The organism is Pseudomonas sp. LBUM1664 (assembly GCF_059695895.1).
Genome location: NZ_CP166791.1, coordinates 3,163,885 through 3,182,447, shown reverse-complemented (window position 1 = coordinate 3,182,447; position 18,563 = coordinate 3,163,885). Strand labels below are relative to the sequence as shown.

The window sequence follows — 18,563 nt, the reverse complement described above, 5'->3', positions numbered from 1 at the left end:
TCTTCAGTTTTTTCATCACCCACAGATAGGAGAACAGCAATTCCCGTGAGCCTGAACATTTCATAACAACGATCCTGGCAGCAGCCACGAAGGAACGAGAAAATGACAGTGAAGTCTTTGTTGACGGCGGTAAGCATCGGAGTCAGTTGCCTGGCACCGACATTCGTAATGGCAGACGCGTACGGACTGGATCAGAACTGGAGTGCGAAGGACCTTGCCATCTGGCAGAACACCTCCCAGGGATCGCGCCTGGCTCCCCTAACCTGGATGATGGCGTTGGAAATAAAGGGCTCGAAAGCGCCCTTCATGTCCGACGCCAATATCGAGGCCTATGGGTATACACCGCGCACCCTGCAGTTCGACTACAGGAGCTATCGGTTACCCCGTGGCTTTGTGGTCGATCAAGGTGATGACAAGGCCCTGACGTTTTCTCGCCTACGCTGGAAACGCGGCCAATCGGATCAGGAACCCTGGGTGGGAATGAACTGCGCCGCCTGCCACACGGCCAATATTTCCTTTGGCGGATATACTTGGGAAATACCGGGCGGCCCAACCAATGCCGACTTCCAGAAATTTCTCGAAGCCTTTCGCCAGGCACTGTCCGACACCCATAGCGACAGTGAGAAATTCGATCGCTTTGCGGCAAAGGTCTTGGCCAGCGACGACACTGAAGATAATCGCCAGTCGTTATTCACGGCATTGAATGCCTTGAACCTGTTCCTTGAAAAAAGTGCTTCGCTCAATCAGACGGACCTGGAGTATGGCCCCGGTCGCGTTGACGCCGTCGGGCACATTCTCAACCGGGTGGCCCAGCTCAATGGCGCCCCAGACCCGACCCCTAACCCGTCGGATGCTCCGGTCAGCTACCCGTTTTTATGGAATACACCTCAGCACAACCAGGTGCAATGGAACGGTGTCGCCCCAAATCAGCGATTGGGCAAGGATGGCTTGGATATCGGCGCCCTTGCGCGCAACGCCTCGGAAGTCGTGGGGGTGTTCGGCGATGTGGCAATTCGCCCGCATACGCTCCTCAAGGGCTTTGTTTCAAGTGTGCGTATCGACAACCTCGATCAGCTTGAGCGCACAATACAGCGCCTGAAACCACCGAAGTGGCCTGACAGCCTGGGCCCTATCGACGCAACCAAGGTACAACAAGGTGCCCAGTTGTTCGCTCGCAACTGCTCAAGCTGTCACCTGCCATTGCCACGCGATGACTTGAAAACCAAGATCGTTGCCCAGATGGCGACCATCGATGCCGAAACGGAAAGTCCAAAATCCATCACCACCGACCCTTGGATGGCCTGCAATGCCGTCCAGATGGTCAGCGCCCCAGGTAAACTCAAGGGCGCCCTCCTCAATACATTTACCGGCATTATTACCGATAATTCACCCTTGGTGACTCAGTTGGGTGTTACTGCCCGGGAGGTATTGCTGAACCAGAAGGAAGGCCTTCTTCTATTGGCATTGAAGGATTTTCTTAACGTCGAACCGCTACCGTCACGGGCGGTGCGCAAGAACAGGTTGGCCTTATTGCTCGCCTTTCAGTCGCAAAGGAGTCAGCAGCTGGAAGCTTGTTATAAGCTTGCCGAAAACATCAAGGAATACCCGACTCTGGCCTACAAGGCGCGCCCCTTGACCGGTATCTGGGCAACTGCGCCGTACCTGCACAACGGCTCGGTACGTACGCTGTATGATCTGCTACGGTCCCCCGAGGATCGTCCTTCAAGCTTCAAGGTAGGCTCGATTCTGTTCGATCCGAAGACTGTCGGTTTTATCGATGCCTATGGGCCCGGCAGCCCATTCACCCTCAATACTTCGTTGCCGGGCAACTCCAACGCAGGCCATGACTATGGCGCATCGTCGTTCAACGATGACGAGCGTTATGCCCTGATCGAGTACATGAAAACCCTTTAGCTCAGGTAGCTGCCGATCATCCTTGCGGGGCTGATCGGCAGTTAGGGCAGCCCCTGAGTGTCATAAGCCCCGCTGTCATAACGAACATACGTCGCGCCCTAACGCTTTTAGGTGTCCACAAACTTTACTGCCAAAATCGTTGAGATCGAAGTTTTGCGGATCATCGTGAGCATCACCTACCCCTTTATCTATGGCCAGGTGATATGCCGGTACTAACCATTTTCCTGCTCGGTGGCTAGCAGCGATGTAAACCAATGCGAGCCGTGAATACTGTATTTGCGTAAAGCCCGGCTGCTGAGCCACTCGGTCATTGCGGCATTTTTTTTCTTTCGTCTTCTTGTCCAGTACCCATGCACTTTCACCTGGCTCAACGGCGACGGTTCGCAACTGCACGTTCTCAACGTGGAGAAAGAGTCCTCGTGTACGCGACTTATCTTGCTGCTCTAGCTTCGTTGCCGGATACGCAACCTTGAAGGTACGCCCTTGAGGTGCGATGAGCTTCCCATCCCGAGTGATGTAGAGGTGAGCCTCGCGGTCATCTGCCCATCGAGAAGTCAAATTCCATTTCGCGTTTGGGTCGTCCGATCTTGATAGGGATTCCATATCATCACAGAGGTTGTAGCTCACATCATGAATGACAAAGTACTTAGCCAATGGCTTATTTTCGGCGGCTGATCGAGAGAGCGGATCCTCCAGGCGTCCTCCCAAAGAATCAGGCCCAACCTTGAGTCCTGCCAAGTACTCGCGAAAGCGTGAGGGATCCAGTTTGAAAGGCGTACCAACGACCTGCTCAAAGGGCGCTGGCAAAGTCGTCAACGGAGCACCAAGATGCCCGGCTGGTTTCGTTGGACTCAGCAGACATTTGGCCTGTTCCAGGTCGGTTCCACGGAAACTCAGAGACTTCATGTCGAAGCCGCATAGCCCTAAAGATTTTTCTGCAAAAGCGAAATCAGAAGGCGTGAATGTTGCGCCCCCTATGAAGGCCCACCCGCAGAGGCCTACGCTCAAAATTCCTTTTTTCATTATGTACTCCTTCACTTCAAAGTCAGGTTTCAACCAATAACCATCGGCATCAGGTGCTAGCGCCAAGGCCCCTCTAGCTCACTTCCGGCAGAGGCCGGTAACTTTGGCGTCCCTCCCAGGCATTCATAAAACATCATCGCATAGCCTGCCGTGACCGCTTTACGTGGTGATTTCGGATTGACGATCATTCTCGCCGTATACCAATCCTCGGTTTTTTCGTTGAAATAATCATTAAGCTGACTGGAGGTGAACAACCCCTTATACATACCCGTCACCATGATCTTGGAGGCATATTCTGGCTTAAGCGCCAAGTCAGGGTTCGTGTAGAGGAGTGTTTTGGGCTGAAGCTTTAGAATCGCTCCAAACTTTTTATAGTTATCCGCCCACGTCAGTTGAACATAGCCTCTGCCGACGTAATTGTGGCCAGTGGAACGATCAATGCGGGCATATTCTTTTAGCTTGCGGTTTTGTTTTTTGCATGAGGCATCAGACAGACACCAGACTTTTTCTTTTGTGTCTGCTGACATCGTACCGTGGCTCTCTCGGTAAGCAGTGCCCAAAACGTAGGCCGCTTTTTTGAGGTCCAAAGGCTTGGGTGCGGTTTTTTCGATCTCATCGAAAATGAGATTTATGTTCTTCCTGCCTTCACCGCTAAAAACACCGCGGCGTAAAGAAAATCTCTCCATGACATCACGATCGAGCCCACGGAAGCTGACCTTGTCAATTGCAGATTTTTCGCATTTTTTGAAAAAGGCATCCCTATCAATGGCGTCTTGCTCAATAGCCTCGTTAGCGAATGCTTGTCCTGTCAGGACAATAGCGACACACACGCCAGGCGCACAAAATATTCTCATATCCCCACCTTTTGTAGAGCGCTTCGCAACCCTGCGAAACGCCTTCCATACGTATTAGCAGAGTGATAATTTTTTGCCATCTGACAGGGTTGGGATTATCGAACATAGCCGTACGTCAAGGCCTCGGACGCGACGTATGACCCGTTTTTAACTCAACATCAACGACCAGCCGACGCTGCCGCTTGCAGGTTGAGCAGCACATAGTCGTCTTTATCGAAAAGACCGCTGTAGCGCACTTGCATGGAGGCCTTGAGCTCGTCCGGCAGCGCCAGATAATCGCGGTGGCTCATCACAACATAAGCAGGGCCGCGAACACCTGCCAGCTGTTGGGGCGTTTGAGTGAATTGCGGGTAGATATCTTGATCAAGATTGACAACGAACTTGATCGCCTTGGCATCCTTGCCCATGCCGTGAAGCACCAGGGGCGCGGGGCTTTCCTGCATGATCGTCCACGCGGCCAATGTGAAACGTCGAGTGTCATACAAGCTGCGCTCGACGGGTTCGACGATGCCGATATAGACCGACCACACGGCAATCACGGCACACAACGCAAGCCCCTGCGCCCTCAGGATTGGGCGGAGCAAAAGAGCTAAAGAAACCACCTGTAGCAGCCCCAGAAAAACGAGCATGGGCCCGATGCTGCCCAGTAATTCGGGAAAGCGTGGGCGTACCCACAACAATGCCAGGGTGAGCGAGGCTGGAAACAAAGCGCACAGGGTCAGAATCAGCATTCGGACTGCGCTCGCCCAACGTTGGCCCGTCACTTGAAAGGGATAGGCTGAAATGATCGCCACCATTGGAAGCATCGGCAGCAGGTACCGAGCCTTTTTGGCTTGCGGGATGGACAATCCTACGATCACGGTCAGCGCTGCCGCCAGGCACAGGTAAACCAGATCAAGAGGTTTAGTCGTGGGCAGTCGCCCCGCCACAACGCGTGTACTTAAAAGCCCGACCAGCACCACAATTGCCAGTGGATAGGCTAATGCAAAGCCATCCATGGAACTGGTGAAATACCATAAAAGGCCCTTGGAGCCCTCACTACCGTCCATGCGCGAAGTGAACTGCATGCGCACGACTTCAGCGGCAAATCCATTGCCGCCGCTGCCTTGTGCAAGGGCCAGCAACGTCACAATGCAGACGACCAACAGCATCAGGGATGAGACACCCAACACCATCAGCCGCCGCCACTGTTTGCCCACCAGGTAATAACTGCATAACACCCCTGTCGGAACCACGAGCCCCAAAGGCCCCCGAATGGCAAACCCCAATACCAGCAACGCCAGCACCCAGCCCATGCGCCGCGGTGATTGAAAATGATCGGCGGCATAGCCCAGATAAAACACGGCAAATGTCACCGTTGCCAGCATCTGGTCCAGCGAAACGGCGCGGGTTTCACTGATGAAGGTATTGGTAAGCAACAGTAATGCACTGCTCATCCAGGCCCACAAACGGGAATAAGGCGAGAGCAGGCGATAAATCAGCGCGACCGTTACGGCGCTGGCAATTGCCGTTGGCAGCCATGCCGTCAGGCTCGTCACCTGCCCGAAAGGCAGCGAAAGCAGGTAGATGAGAAAGGTCGAAAAGCCCGAATAATCCGCGTAGGGCTCGCCATACGTCGTGGGGAAAACACCGACCCCGTGACGCAACATCTCCTGGGCAAAGATCACAAACCGCGAATCAAAACCAATGACGTCCCTGTGCCAGCCCCCCGCGAGGAACAGTATCAGCGCCAGTGCGCCGACGGCAGCCGACTCAAGACGCAGGCGTGTTTTTGCCGGCCCCGAAAAACTCAGCGATGCAGGAATGGTCAAGGGACTCTCCGCGACGTATGGCTATTGCGGCAACGTTATCAGGAGACGCCACCCAGAAAACATTTCTGTGGTTCTTTTCATTTTCCTGCTTCAAATCGGGCGCGCGCTCCCCCCGGGGGGCATGCGTGGCCTGCTTGGTCGTGCACTCCTCCGAGCCAAATCCGTCATCAGAATGTCATCCGTACATCGCCGGAACGCCATATTCCCTCAGTAATGTGCTCGCCAATGAGATCGATCTCAAGCGAGTGACAATGACTGATTTGAAAGAAGTTGCACGGTTGGCAGGTGTTTCGCGGGCGACCGCGGCGCGCGCCTTTGCCTCCCCCGAAGTGGTGCGTCCAGCCACCCGCGAACAAGTCTTCGCCGCGGCGCGTCAGCTGGGTTTTCGGCCCAATCGGCTCGGTCGCCAACTGCGCTTGCAAGTCACCAAGTTGATCGGCGTCGTGGTGCCCAACCTGCTCAACCCCGTGTTTGCCGAGCAATTCCAGGCGATGGAGCGCGCTGCGCGTTTGCACGGTTACAACCTTTTGTTGGCGACGACCGATTACAGCAGCGAGCGCGAAAGCGCGGTCGTCGAAGAGTTGTTGCGACAGCGCGTCGATGGTCTGGTCCTCACAGTGACCGACGCCGAGAGCAACCGGGTTTTGCAAAGCCTGGACAGCGAAGACACGCCTTTTGTGCTGGCCTATCACCAGCCGAGCAATCCGGACTACAGCGCGGTGTCGGTGGACAACCGCGCGGGCATGGCGCTCGCCACCCGTTATCTGCTGGAGGCTGGGCACTCTCGGATCGGCATGGTCGCAGGCCCTGCCCTGCAATCGGACCGCGCTCGCCTTCGCTACGCCGGTTATTGCGACGCGATGCGTGAAGCTGGCCTCGACAGCCTGCCGGTGATTGAAATGCCCGCCCATACCCAGGCTGATTTTGCTGCCATCGAGCCGTTACTGCAGGGCCCGCAGGCAGTCAGTGCACTGGTTTGTTCCAACGATTTACTGGCAATCAGCCTGATAGCGGAACTGCGGCGCAACGGTTGGAACGTGCCCCGGCAGCTTTCGGTTATTGGCTTTGACGGCATCGCCCTTGGCACTCAAATGCACCCGACGCTGTGCAGCGTCGTTCAACCCATCGCGGCGCTGGCGTGCACCGTGATCGATCAGTTGCTGGCGCAGATCGCTGGCGCCCCACCGATTTCCCATTGCCTGCCCTGCCATATCCGGCCGGGCGAAAGTACTCAACCTTACGAGGAGACACTTGATGATCCGCTTCAGTAAAACCCTGGCAACGCTGCTGTTATGCGGCGTTGCCAGCCTGGCCCAGGCCGCCGAAACGGCGATTTGCTACAACTGCCCGCCGGAATGGGCGGACTGGGGCACGCAGCTCAAGGCGATTGCCGATACCACTGGCGTGCAGGTGCCGCTGGATAACAAGAACTCCGGACAGTCATTGGCGCAACTGGTCGCCGAACAGGCAGCGCCGGTGGCCGATGTGGTGTATTACGGCGTGACGTTCGGCTTGCAGGCGCAAAAAGCCGGGGTGGTGGGCACTTATAAACCCAAGGGCTGGGATCAGATCCCGGTAGGCTTGAAGGATCCGCAAGGACACTGGTTTGCCATTCATTCCGGCACCTTGGGCATCATGGTCAACGTCGATGCACTGGGCGGCCTGCCCGTGCCGCAAAGCTGGGCCGACCTGCTCAAGCCCGAGTACAAAGGCATGGTCGGCTACCTTGACCCATCCAGCGCTTTCGTCGGTTACGTCTCTGCGGTCGCGATCAACCGAGCCATGGGCGGCAACCTGGATGACTTCACCCCGGCCATCGATTACTTCCAAAAACTGGCGAAGAACTCGCCCATCGTCCCCAAGCAAACGGCTTATGCCCGGGTGCTGTCCGGGGAGCTGCCGATTCTGGTCGATTACGACTTCAACGCCTATCGGGCCCGTTACAAGGATAACGCCAACGTTGCCTTCGTGATTCCCAAGGAAGGCAGCATCAGCGTGCCTTATGTGATGAGCATCGTCGGCAACGCCCCGCATCGGGCCAACGCCGAGAAGGTGTTGGATTTCGTCCTGTCCGATCAAGGCCAGGCGCTGTGGGCCAAGGCATACCTGCGGCCGGTACGGCCTATGAAAATGCCTGCCGACGTCGCCGCGCAGTTCCTGCCGGACAGTGATTACGCCCGGGCCGGCGTGGTCAACTACGAACAGATGGCGGCGGCGCAGGAAGCCTTTTCCGCACGTTATCTGAGAGAGGTCAAGTAAGTGACGGCTTCGCTGGTAAAGGTTCAGCAAGCGCGCGCTCGCCGGACCCTGCTGCAGCGCTTGCGACCTACCGCTGCCTGGGCGCTCGCGCCCGCAGCAGCGGTGCTGTTCGCGTTCTGGTTATTGCCGCTGGCGCACCTGATCGTGCTCGGTGGGCAACGTCGCGATGGCAGTGACAGCGGCTATTGGCAGGTGCTGAGCAGCGCGCAGTACCTGGGCAGTCTGGCCCAGACCTGCCTGCTTGCGCTCGCCACGACCCTCGCGGCGTTATTGGTTGGCGGCATCAGTGGTTTTTTTCTCTCACGCCAGCGTTTCTTTGGCCGTTCGGCTCTGGTCGCCTTGCTGACCTTTCCTCTGGCATTCCCCGGCGTGGTCGTGGGTTTTCTGGTGATTCTGCTGGCCGGGCGCCAAGGGTTGTTCGCCACCCTGGGCCTGGATCTGGTGGGTGAACGCTGGATTTTTGCCTACTCGCTGATGGGGTTGTGCATCGGCTATCTGTACTTCTCGATTCCGCGGGTGATCCTCACGGTGATGGCCGCTTGTGAAAGCCTGGATCGCAGCCTGGAAGAAGCCGCTCATTCACTGGGGGCCGGTCATTGGCGAGTGGTCTGTGATGTCATCGTCCCCGGCCTGGCACCGGCATTGGTCTCGTGCGGGGCTATCTGCTTTGCGACCTCCATGGGCGCCTTTGGTACGGCCTTCACCCTGGGCACTCGGCTGAACGTGACCCCGGTGGCGATCTACAACGTGTTTACCAACTACGCCAATTTCGCCGTGGCCGCCGCGCTGTCGGTGGTATTGGGGGCGTTGACCTGGGCGGTACTGTTGCTGGCCCGACGGCTGGCCAAAGAATCGAGGACAGTCTTGTGAAACGCTCTGCGCTGTTTGTCGGGCAACTAGTGTTTACCTTGCTGGTGTGCGCCTTCATGTTGGTGCCCGTGCTGATGTCACTGCTGGCCGGGCTGACGCGCAATTACTTTCAAGGGGTATCCAGCGGCCTGACGTTCGATTGGTTGGTGCAAGTCTGGCAGGCGTATTCGCCGACGGTCTGGCTATCCCTGCAACTGGCGGCTGCCTGTGCGCTGTGTGTCTGTGTGGTGGGCGTACCGGCGGCTTACGCGCTGGTACGGATGAATAACCGCTTCAGCCGCGCGTTCGAGGAATTGATGGTGCTGCCGGTGGCGATGCCTGGCCTGGCCAGCGCTTTGGCGTTGCTGCTCACCTATGGCCAGTTCGGCGGGTTTCGCAGCAGCTGGTTATTCATTCTTGTCGGCCATGTGCTGTTCACCCTGCCGTTTCTGGTGCGTCCGGTGATGGCGGTGATGCAGCGCCAGCATCTGCCCGTTCTGGAAGAGGCTGCTGCCAGCCTTGGCGCCGGGCCGATCCGGCGTTTCTTCAATGTGGTGGTGCCCAACTGCCGGGCGGGAATTCTCGCCGGGGTGTTGATGGTCGTCACCCTGTCGTTGGGGGAGTTCAACCTGACCTGGATGCTCCACACACCAATGACCAAGACATTGCCGGTGGGCCTGGCTGACAGCTATGCCTCGGCCAGGCTGGAGGTCGCCAGCGCCTACACCCTCATATTTCTGTTGATGATTGTGCCGCTGCTGATTGCGTTGCAGGCCATCAGCGCCCGCCTTTCCCGTGGAGAAAAACGATGACCGGAACCACCATTCGTCTGGCGGGTTGCCGCAAGGCGTTCTCTGACGGCACTGTTGCTGTACATGATCTGGACCTGACCATTAAAGCCGGGGAAACCCTGGCAATCCTTGGCCCGTCCGGTTGCGGTAAAACCACCACCTTGCGCCTGATCGCAGGTCTTGAGCGTCCGGACGTGGGACAGGTGTTTTTTGGCGACCACGACGTCACTCGCCTGCCCATCGAACGTCGCGACGTGGGCATGGTGTTCCAGAACTATGCCTTGTTTCCAAACCTGGACGTGGCCAGCAACATCGTTTACGGCCTGAAAATTCGAAGCGTATCACCCGCTGAACGCAACAAGCGTTGTTTGGAACTGCTGGAGCTTGTCGGCCTGCAGGATCACGGCAAGCGCAGCATTCACGAGTTGTCCGGCGGCCAGCGCCAGCGGGTCGCCCTCGCCCGCGCCCTGGCGCCCAAGCCCCGGGTATTGTTGCTGGACGAGCCCCTGGCGGCGTTGGATGCGCAGTTGCGTGAGCGTTTGCGCAGCGAGCTGGATCAGCTGCTACGCAGTTTGGGCATTACCGCGGTGTTCGTCACCCACGATCAGGGTGAAGCCATGGCGCTGGGCGACCGTATCCTGGTCATGGAGCAGGGCCGCATCGCGCAATTGGCCAGCCCGCGGGAAATTTATCAGCAACCTGCAAACGCTTTCGTCGCCAGTTTTGTCGGCAATCTCAACGCTTTCCCGGTGATCGAGCACACGTCCCATGGTTTGAAAGTCAGTGGCGGTGAATTGCCATGGAGTGGCGCCAATCGGCCCGCCACGGTCTATTGCCGCCCCGAGCATTTGCGGGTGATGGACAACGAGGGGCATCTGCACGGACGGCTGGTGGGGCAGTTTTTCCAGGGTGCCCAAAGCCGTCTGTTGGTGGATGTCGGCGCCGCACAGCCATTGTTGGTGGACAGCACCGATAACGTCATCCACGCCCCCGGTGCACTGATTGCCCTGGCCGTCGAACCGCAAGTGCTGTTTACCCTTTAATTGTGATTTTGTGTTTTCAGAGGACTTATGTTCAACCGTCCGTTTCTCATTGCGCAGATCAGTGATCTGCATCTTAAAGCCGGGCAAAAGCTCACTTATGGCATCGTTGATACGCTCGCCGCGTTGCGTCGTGCGGTCGATCATTTGAATACTCAAGTTCCGCGTCCCGACATCGTGGTCATCAGTGGCGACCTGGTGGACTTCGGTCGCCCTGATGAATATGCCGCGCTGCATCCCGAGTTGGCGCGCCTGCGCATGCCTTACTACCTGGTGCCCGGTAACCACGACAATCGCGAGCATTTGCAGGCGGCCTTTGCCGATCACAGTTACCTGCCTACGTTGGCCGGTGCACCATTGGATTGGGTGGTTGAAGAGCATCCAGTGCGCCTGATCGGCCTGGACAGCACCATTCCCGGCGCCCATGGCGGTCAGTTGCTGGACAGCCAGTTGCGCTGGCTCGATGAACAACTGGCACTTCGTCCCGATGTCCCGACGTTATTGGTTCTGCATCACCCGCCGTTTATCAGCGGCATTGGCCATATGGACCGCGAGCCGTTCATCAACGCCTCGGCGCTGGCGCAGGTCGTCACCCGTCATCCGCAGGTGGAGCGCTTGCTGTGCGGGCATTTGCATCGGCCGATGCAGCAGCGTTTCGGTGGCAGCCTCAGTTGTGTATGCCCCGGCACCTCACATCAAATTGTGCTGGATCTACAGCCAACCGCTCCAGCGCATTTCAATCTGGAACCACCGGGGTACTTGCTGCATCGCTGGCATGGGCAAGCGATGGTGAGCCACAACGCCGTGTTTGGCGAGTATCCCGGACCGTATCCCTTTCATGACGCTCATGGATTGATCGACTGATTGACACAGGGACTTTCAAGGCACTTTTCTGACGAAGTTCTTCGGAGGTTTTAACCGATATCACCCGATGCTGACTTAAGCATTTACCCAACGATTATTAACGCATTGGCCAATCGCCTGATTGGCTAAATGCTCCCTGCTGCCTTTTCAATATGCCCGGAACATAGGTTCCGCGCTGGAGTTCGTCCTGATGAAAGCCCTGTTTCAAGTACTGAGTGTTTTAACCGGCGGCATGAGTATTGTCATGAGCCCGTTGGCGTCTGCTGATTTTATTAGCGACAGCAAAGCCAACTTGACCTTGCGCAACTTCTACTTCAACAACGATAACCGTGACGGTGCCGCCGCCCCTTCGAAGACCGAAGAGTGGGGGCAGGCGTTCATGCTCAATTATCAATCCGGGTTTACCGACGGCACCGTGGGGTTTGGTCTGGACGCTATCGGCCTGCTGGGTTTGAAACTTGACAGCGGCGCCGGTCGTCATGTCGGCGGCTCGATGTTCCCCAACGACGGTGACAAGGCTGCGGACCAATGGTCTCGCCTAGGTGCAACGGCCAAGATGCGCGCCTCCAAAACTGAACTGCGTTACGGCACCTTGCAACCGAAGTTGCCGATTCTGGTCTCCAACGATGGCCGCCTGTTGCCCCAAACCTTCGAGGGTGGGCAAGTCACCAGCAATGAAATCGACAACCTGACCTTCACCGCCGGCCAACTTGAACATGCCACCGGCCGGGCTTCCAGCGACAGCGCCGGTCTGGCCGTTGCGGGCGGCACCCAGGAAAGCAATAAATTCACCTTTGCCGGTGGCGATTACAAGCTGACCAAGGATCTGACCGCCCAGTACTACTACGCCAACCTCGAAGACTATTACCAGCAGCAGTTCGCCGGTTTGCTGCATGTGTTGCCGTTGGGTGAATACGGTTCGCTGAAAACCGACTTGCGATACTTCAAGACCACGTCCGATGGCAAGAACAGCAGCGCGGCCGGTCGCGCCAGTGGTTACAAAGTCAGCGGCTACACCAAGGACGGCAGCGGTGAAATCGACAACGACACCTGGAGCGCGGCGTTCATTTACTCGTTGGGCGGCCATGCGATTACCGCGGGCTATCAAAGCGTTTCCGATGACAGCAACTTTGTGCAACTCAATCAGGGTGGCCTGGCGGGTAAAGGCGAAGGCGGCGCCAGCCTTTATCTCTACACCGACCGCACCATCCAGACATTCATCCAGGCAGGTGAACGCACGGCATTCGCGCAGTACGCCTATGACTTCGCAGCGCTTGGCGTACCGGGCTTGAAGGCATCGGTGATGTACCTCAAGGGCGACAATATTCAGACGAGCAGCGGCCAGGACGCCAGTGAATGGGAGCGCGATATCGCCCTGGACTATGTGGTTCAGAGCGGCTCGCTGAAGAACGTAGGTTTTGGCTGGCGCAACGCGATGTCCCGCAGTGATATTGCGCGCGACCAGGATCAGAATCGCCTGATCGTGAGCTACACCATTCCATTGATGTAAGACCACCGCTTTCGACCCAATGGTCGGTTGCTAAAGGAAGGAGCCGCCAGTGCTGCCACTTCGGCTCCTCTCCTCCTCGGCTGTCCTGGATCTATCTCCTTTCGCGATACCTCGCATCCCGACTTCCGATTGGCCAATTGATTCACCTCTCCTTAACGTGTTTGGCAAATGGCGTTCGTGGGCTTTGCCTGCGCAAGTCACGGCGCCAGTCTGCCGCCACCAAAAGGACAATAAGAATGTTCCGTTACTTCCCCACCAATTACGTCTGGAATGCCTCCATCAGCCTGGCCATCGAGATGGGCGCGCGCATGGGCGAGATTGAAGCGATGTGCGCGCCGTTGCATGAGGCCGCTAAACAACCTGACGCGGCTGGCAGCAAGGCTTTCCGTGAAACCTGGGCCAACATGGCCGATAAACTTTGCGGCCTGGCCGAGGAAGACGAAGCCGCCGGACGTCTGTTCTCCGCCGGAGAGAAGTACAACCGCGCGGCCATCTACTACCTCACCTGCGAGCGTCTACAGGCCCACGGTGCGAACGGGCGCACGGAGCTTTATCAACGTTTCCTTGAGACGTTCGCCCGCGGTATCCAGCTTTGCGGGGAAAACTGCGAGCGAGTAGAAATCCCTTACGAGGGCACTCATATCTCCGGCCTGCTGGTACGCGCGACAGGCGTGGACGGTCCGGCACCGATCCTGGTACAGCTCAACGGGCTCGACTCCACCAAGGAAATGAAATACCGCGTCGGCCTGCCCGCGTGGCTGGCCAAGCGTGGCATCTGCTCGCTGATCATCGACCAGCCCGGCACCGGCGAGGCGTTGCGCCTGCACAACCTGACCGCTCGCTATGACACTGAGCACTGGGCCAGCCGTGTTGTCGATTGGTTGGAGACCCGCAGTGATGTCGATTCAAAACGCATCGGCCTGGAAGGCGTCTCGTTAGGCGGTTATTACTGCCCTCGTGCCGTAGCCTTCGAACCACGCTTTGCCTGCGGCGTGATATGGGGCGCCAACCACGACTGGCGCGACGTGCAGAAGCGCCGTTTGGAGAAGGAAGGCGACTTCCCGGTACCGCATTATTGGGCCCATGTGTGCTGGGTGTTTGGTGCCAAGGATGTCGACGAATTCATGACCATCGCCGAAAACATGCACTTGGATGGCGTACTGGATCGGATCAAAGTGCCGTTCCTGGTTACCCACGGGGAAAAGGACACGCAGATCCCGTTGAAGTGGGCGCATCGCACCTACGAGCAATTGGTCAACAGCCCGAAACGTGAACTGAAGATATTCACCGATCGCGAAGGCGGCGTGCAGCATTCCAGTCTCGACAACAGCATCAATGCCGGTCACTACATCGCCGACTGGGTGGCCGAAGCCCTGGGTGGGCATACAGCCTGATAAATCGAGTAGAAGGCGGCTTTACAGCCGCCGTTCTCTCCTCCATCGCGACTCACTGATTACCCCCGACTGTCCGTTCGTGACAGGCCGCTCAGCCCTTCCCTACTCCGGTTTTCAAGCAGCGACTACGGTCTCTAAAGCGTTTCAGACCGCAGGGAGTGCCTGAGGTTGGCCTCGCCCAGGACCTGCATTGAATGTGCGCTGGCCCCGATAGTTAAACATCCGGCTTGGATGTGAGCATCGATTTGCTCTCAATCCAGCCGGAGGGTTTCGGTCAGTCAGATAGGCTCGGCCAATGTAACGAATGATTCATGCATGATCTGAGCATGTTCTTCCTTGCTGCCGCCGCTTTTTTCTATCTCGCACAGGCGCGCAGACATCTCAACCACCAGTCGGCAACGCTCCCAGCGCCGCTCTTCGAAACGACTCAAGGCTACCTGTAGGTCACTATGACTAAACAGCTCTTCAGCGAGCACGATGGCGCTTTCAATGCCAATTCCCGCGCCCGACGCCAGATGAGGGGTAGTGGCATGCACGGTATCGCCAATCATCATGATGCGGCCTTTATGCCAGGGTAATGGCACCAAGAGATTAGCCAGTGGCCGGTAATCGATATTGGCGGACGGCTCGTACAGTTGAGGCACAAGCGTTTGCAGGATCGGAGCCGGAAACTCCCCCAGAAGGCGCGCCATTTCACCAGGCCATTTTTCCGGTTCGATCCGCTCGGAATGCTCTCGGTTTTCCATGAGGAACATATACATATGCGTGTCTGAAATGGGATTAACGCCCACTTTAGTGCGCCCTAGCCAATGGCTGGGACGTACGATTTCCGGTGGCCGTTTCAGTACGGCACGCCAGACGCTCTGGTGAATGGGTTTTGGCGAGGGTGCTTCTGGGAAAAACTCCTTTCGCATCCGCGAGTGCACGCCATCCGAAGCAATGACCAGGTCGTAGACCCCTGATGTTCCATCGGTGAAAGTCACTTCGACGCCATCCCCACGCTGGACAATGGTTTCGAAGGTAATACCCAGGCGCACGTTAGTGCCCACTTCTCGCGTCTTATCGGAAAAAATTCGAGCTAATACGGGACGCAGAATCCCACCGCCACCGGGAATCGGTTTGCTACTGATCGGAGGTCGAGTTGCCAATTGCACAATCAGTTCGCCTGCGGGTGAAAACACATCGAAATCTTTCGACATATACCCTTCGCTGGCCACCTGCTCGAAGATTCCGACGGTATCGAGGGCCCTCAAAGTGGGACCGCTGAGCGTGATTCCGGCCCCCAGGGGACACCACAAGGGATCTATTTCGACCAGATCTACTTCAACGCCCTGGCGGGCAAGCTGGATGGCCGCTGTCATACCGGAAAAACCGCCTCCGATTACCAGGACCTTATTGACTGCTGCAATCATCACGCACTCCTAATTATTCTTATTTCAACCGGACGGACATTGCGTTGCGCACCGATGCGCTCAGCGGCGCTATCGACCGAATGCTGAAAACGCATAAGATTCCGACGAACAATGCCGGATCAGGAACGAGACTATCGGACTGGATATCAGCGCTGAAATCGCGTTATGCAATCTGAGGTATCGTTGGAAGTGATGGGTGTCGGGAGCAGGGTTGAAGCGGCTTCTCCCCTGCCTGAGGTCTACGCGGATTACTCGAAAAACCTACAGCGTCACCCTGAAGAAATGCGGCTCACATGAGCCGCAATCTTTGAGCCTCTGCCTACGATCGACTACAGAGCTTCAGGCACTTTCCAATCCGTCCCAGCAGAGGTATTTCACCTCAAGGAACTCGTCGATCCCCAGGTGAGACCCCTCTCGTCCCAGTCCGCTTTGCTTCACTCCGCCGAAGGGGGCGACCTCATTCGAGATCAAACCGCAGTTGATCCCGACCATGCCCGACTCAATGCGCGCAGCATTACGCCAGATACGCGCCGCATCACGGCTGAACAGATACGCCGCAAGGCCATATTCGCTGTCATTGGCCATCGTGATGGCTTCATCATCACTATCGAAGCGCACCAGTGGCATGACAGGGCCGAATATCTCTTCTTGAGCAACCCTCATCCCATGCGTCACATCGGCCAGTAACGTGGGTTGGAAGAAACACCCGCCGAGTGCATGACGCGTGCCGCCGGACAATAGTCGAGCACCTTGGGCCAAGGCATCATCAACCAGCTCCTGGGATTTTTGCACCGCCGCGTTATCAATCAACGGCCCAACCTGCACGCCTGGTTCCAGACCATTGCCTACCTTCAGTCGTGCCATGCGCTCGACGATGCGATCGGCCAGTGCGTCATAAATCCCGGACTGTACCAACACCCGGTTCGCCCCGATACATGACTGCCCGCCGTTGCGAAATTTAGCCAACATCACACCGTCAGCCGCCGCGTCAAGATCAGCATCATCGAAGACAATGAAGGGGGCGTTGCCGCCTAACTCCATGGAGCATTTCTTGACCGTCTGCGCCGCCTGCGCCAACAGTAACCGGCCCACTTCGGTGGAACCTGTAAACGTGAGTTTGCGCACCAACGGGTTGCCCGTGAGTTCGCCCGCGATGTCTCGGGTGTCATTACCTGTGACTACGCTGAAAACACCGGCTGGCACGCCAGCACGTTGCGCAAGTTCGGCGAGCGCGAGCGCGGTCAACGGCGTCTGGCTGGCTGGTTTCACGACCATGGTGCAACCCGCCGCGAGGGCCGGAGCCGCTTTGCGCGTAATCATCGCCGCCGGGAAATTCCAGGGCGTTATCGCAGCGCAGACCCCGATGGGCTCGCGCAGTACAACAATGCGCTGGGTTTCTTTTACGCCGGGGATCAGATCGCCACGCACCCGAGTGGCTTCCTCAGAAAACCATCGTACAAAGGACGCCGCGTAATCGACTTCACCACGCGCCTCCTCCAGTGGCTTGCCCTCCTCCAAGGTAATCAGCGTGGCAATGTCCTCGCGATGTTCAACCATCAACTCGTACCAACGCCGCAACACCTCTCCGCGGTGTTTAGCCGTCAAGCGCCGCCATGGACCAAACGCCTCGTGCGCCGCATCGATTGCATGGCGTACTTCGGCTTTGCGGCAGCGCGGTAACTCGGCGAGCACGGTTTGATCGACCGGATTACGCAGCGTGTACTGGCCGTGCGGCGTCTCGTTCAGCCACTCTCCGCCGATGAAGGCGCTCGTACGCCACAGGGTTGGATCTTTTAGTAAATGCTTCACTTGGCAATCCTCGTACTCAGCAAGGGTTACGCCCGATCATGAAGGCGCTATCAGGATCCGACGTCACCGGCAGCCCGGCCGCAACCAGTCCTTGACGCAAAGACTTCATCAGGCGATCCGGCACTCGCATCGCGGGTGCACGAAGCGGACCGCCGTTGAATCCGGCGAGCCAGTCCTGGTACTTCCACATCGTGCGATTGAGCACCCCCGTCCCGCCGGCATACGTCTGAGCTGCTGCGCCGTTGGCGCCACGTGCCGGGTTGACCTTCCAATACAATTCCATCGCTTCCTCGAACCGGCCCGTGCGTGCCAGCTCAAAAGCTTTCGGGTAGTAGTCGCTCATCCAGGCGGTGTTGCTGGTGCCGGAAAACTGCAGCTCCATCAGACTCATCAACGGAATCGCATCACCTTCGATCGGGCAACTGATCACGACCTGATCGCGGAAGTGGTGGTACATCTCGCAGATACCTGCTGGCAGCGGAAACCCCTGCTCTGCCTTGATGGCTGCAATATTCGGGCAATCGGCGAGCAGACGACGCACCAGCGCCAGGGACATACCGGACGGGTGCACGCGCTCAAAACCCCAGAGTGGAATCGGGAACAGCATGACCGCAAGATCCGTCGCGTCGCAGAATGACTTGGTGTAGTCGTAGATTTCCTGCTCTGACGTTGGCCAGAACTGCGGTGGGTAAGAGAGCAGAACAATGTCTGCACCTGCTTTCTCGGCGAGTTTCGCGGCCTCGATATTCTCGGCGAGCGTGCCAAACGCCGCATGGAAGAACAGGATCAGGTTTTTTCCGGACTCACGGGCCCAGGCGGTGAATTGAGCGTTTTCCTGCGCAGTGATTGCAAGCTCGCTGCAGAGCAGTGTGGCGCTGTAACCGAGTCCGACCGTATGCTCGATGTCGTGACGAATGCCACGTTCATTGAGGCCCTTGAGGTCGGCGCTGAAGCTGGGGATAGTGACTGCCGAGCAGCCAACCAGGTTCTCGCGCGCCCAGGCGCGGGCATCAGCTTTTTTGTAGATTGTCAT

General features: G+C 57.4%; 15 protein-coding genes. 9 read left to right on the top strand and 6 right to left on the bottom strand.

What is annotated here, in order from left to right; genetic code table 11:
* Positions 1-102: 102 nt before the first annotated feature.
* Positions 103-1,914, top strand: coding sequence for a di-heme-cytochrome C peroxidase (locus tag ACA047_RS14725; protein WP_497360171.1), 1,812 nt, complete (start codon positions 103-105; stop codon positions 1,912-1,914).
* 75 nt (positions 1,915-1,989) lie between these two features.
* On the opposite strand, the gene ACA047_RS14720 is transcribed toward ACA047_RS14725, so the two are convergent.
* From ACA047_RS14720 to ACA047_RS14710, 3 genes are all read right to left on the bottom strand, one after another.
* The gene (locus ACA047_RS14720) at positions 1,990-2,937 is read right to left on the bottom strand and encodes a hypothetical protein (protein ID WP_497360169.1); all 948 of its coding nucleotides are present in this window, start codon (positions 2,935-2,937) and stop codon (positions 1,990-1,992) included.
* Positions 2,938-2,993: 56 nt separating this feature from the next.
* Positions 2,994-3,791: a hypothetical protein gene (locus tag ACA047_RS14715; RefSeq protein ID WP_497360167.1), complete on the bottom strand. Its 798-nt coding sequence runs from the start codon at positions 3,789-3,791 to the stop codon at positions 2,994-2,996.
* Positions 3,792-3,949: 158 nt separating this feature from the next.
* Positions 3,950-5,602, bottom strand: a complete 1,653-nt coding sequence (locus ACA047_RS14710) for an ArnT family glycosyltransferase (RefSeq protein WP_497360165.1) — start codon at positions 5,600-5,602, stop codon at positions 3,950-3,952.
* Positions 5,603-5,853: 251 nt separating this feature from the next.
* Between ACA047_RS14710 and ACA047_RS14705 the strand changes: the two genes are divergently transcribed.
* The 8 genes from ACA047_RS14705 (at position 5,854) to ACA047_RS14670 (ending at position 14,309) form a co-directional block, all read left to right on the top strand.
* Entirely contained in the window at positions 5,854-6,873 is a 1,020-nt protein-coding gene (locus ACA047_RS14705) for a LacI family DNA-binding transcriptional regulator (RefSeq protein WP_497360163.1), read from the top strand.
* Complete coding sequence (locus tag ACA047_RS14700) at positions 6,857-7,861, top strand: ABC transporter substrate-binding protein (protein ID WP_497360161.1); 1,005 nt, start codon at positions 6,857-6,859, stop codon at positions 7,859-7,861. Before ACA047_RS14705 ends, ACA047_RS14700 begins: the two co-directional genes overlap by 17 nt.
* A 12-nt stretch (positions 7,862-7,873) precedes the next feature.
* A complete protein-coding gene (locus tag ACA047_RS14695; protein ID WP_497360356.1) occupies positions 7,874-8,731 on the top strand; it encodes an ABC transporter permease in 858 nt (285 codons plus the stop codon).
* The gene (locus tag ACA047_RS14690) at positions 8,728-9,522 is read left to right on the top strand and encodes an ABC transporter permease (RefSeq protein WP_497360159.1); all 795 of its coding nucleotides are present in this window, start codon (positions 8,728-8,730) and stop codon (positions 9,520-9,522) included. The genes ACA047_RS14695 and ACA047_RS14690 overlap by 4 nt, the downstream gene beginning before the upstream one ends.
* Complete coding sequence (locus ACA047_RS14685) at positions 9,519-10,544, top strand: ABC transporter ATP-binding protein (protein WP_497360157.1); 1,026 nt, start codon at positions 9,519-9,521, stop codon at positions 10,542-10,544. Before ACA047_RS14690 ends, ACA047_RS14685 begins: the two co-directional genes overlap by 4 nt.
* Before the next feature lie 27 nt (positions 10,545-10,571).
* Positions 10,572-11,405, top strand: coding sequence for a phosphodiesterase (locus tag ACA047_RS14680; RefSeq protein WP_497360155.1), 834 nt, complete (start codon positions 10,572-10,574; stop codon positions 11,403-11,405).
* A 190-nt stretch (positions 11,406-11,595) separates the two neighbouring features.
* Entirely contained in the window at positions 11,596-12,915 is a 1,320-nt protein-coding gene (locus ACA047_RS14675; RefSeq protein ID WP_497360153.1) for an OprD family porin, read from the top strand.
* A 236-nt stretch (positions 12,916-13,151) separates the two neighbouring features.
* Complete coding sequence (locus ACA047_RS14670) at positions 13,152-14,309, top strand: alpha/beta hydrolase family protein (RefSeq protein WP_497360151.1); 1,158 nt, start codon at positions 13,152-13,154, stop codon at positions 14,307-14,309.
* 278 nt (positions 14,310-14,587) lie between these two features.
* On the opposite strand, the gene ACA047_RS14665 is transcribed toward ACA047_RS14670, so the two are convergent.
* From ACA047_RS14665 to ACA047_RS14655, 3 genes are all read right to left on the bottom strand, one after another.
* The gene (locus ACA047_RS14665; protein WP_497360150.1) at positions 14,588-15,721 is read right to left on the bottom strand and encodes an FAD-dependent oxidoreductase; all 1,134 of its coding nucleotides are present in this window, start codon (positions 15,719-15,721) and stop codon (positions 14,588-14,590) included.
* 339 nt (positions 15,722-16,060) lie between these two features.
* Positions 16,061-17,530 carry an NAD-dependent succinate-semialdehyde dehydrogenase gene (locus ACA047_RS14660; protein WP_497360148.1) on the bottom strand — a complete coding sequence of 490 codons (1,470 nt, stop codon included), beginning with the start codon at positions 17,528-17,530 and terminating at the stop codon, positions 16,061-16,063.
* 16 nt (positions 17,531-17,546) lie between these two features.
* On the bottom strand, positions 17,547-18,563 hold the full coding sequence (locus ACA047_RS14655; RefSeq protein ID WP_497360146.1) for a dihydrodipicolinate synthase family protein: 1,017 nt from the start codon (positions 18,561-18,563) through the stop codon (positions 17,547-17,549).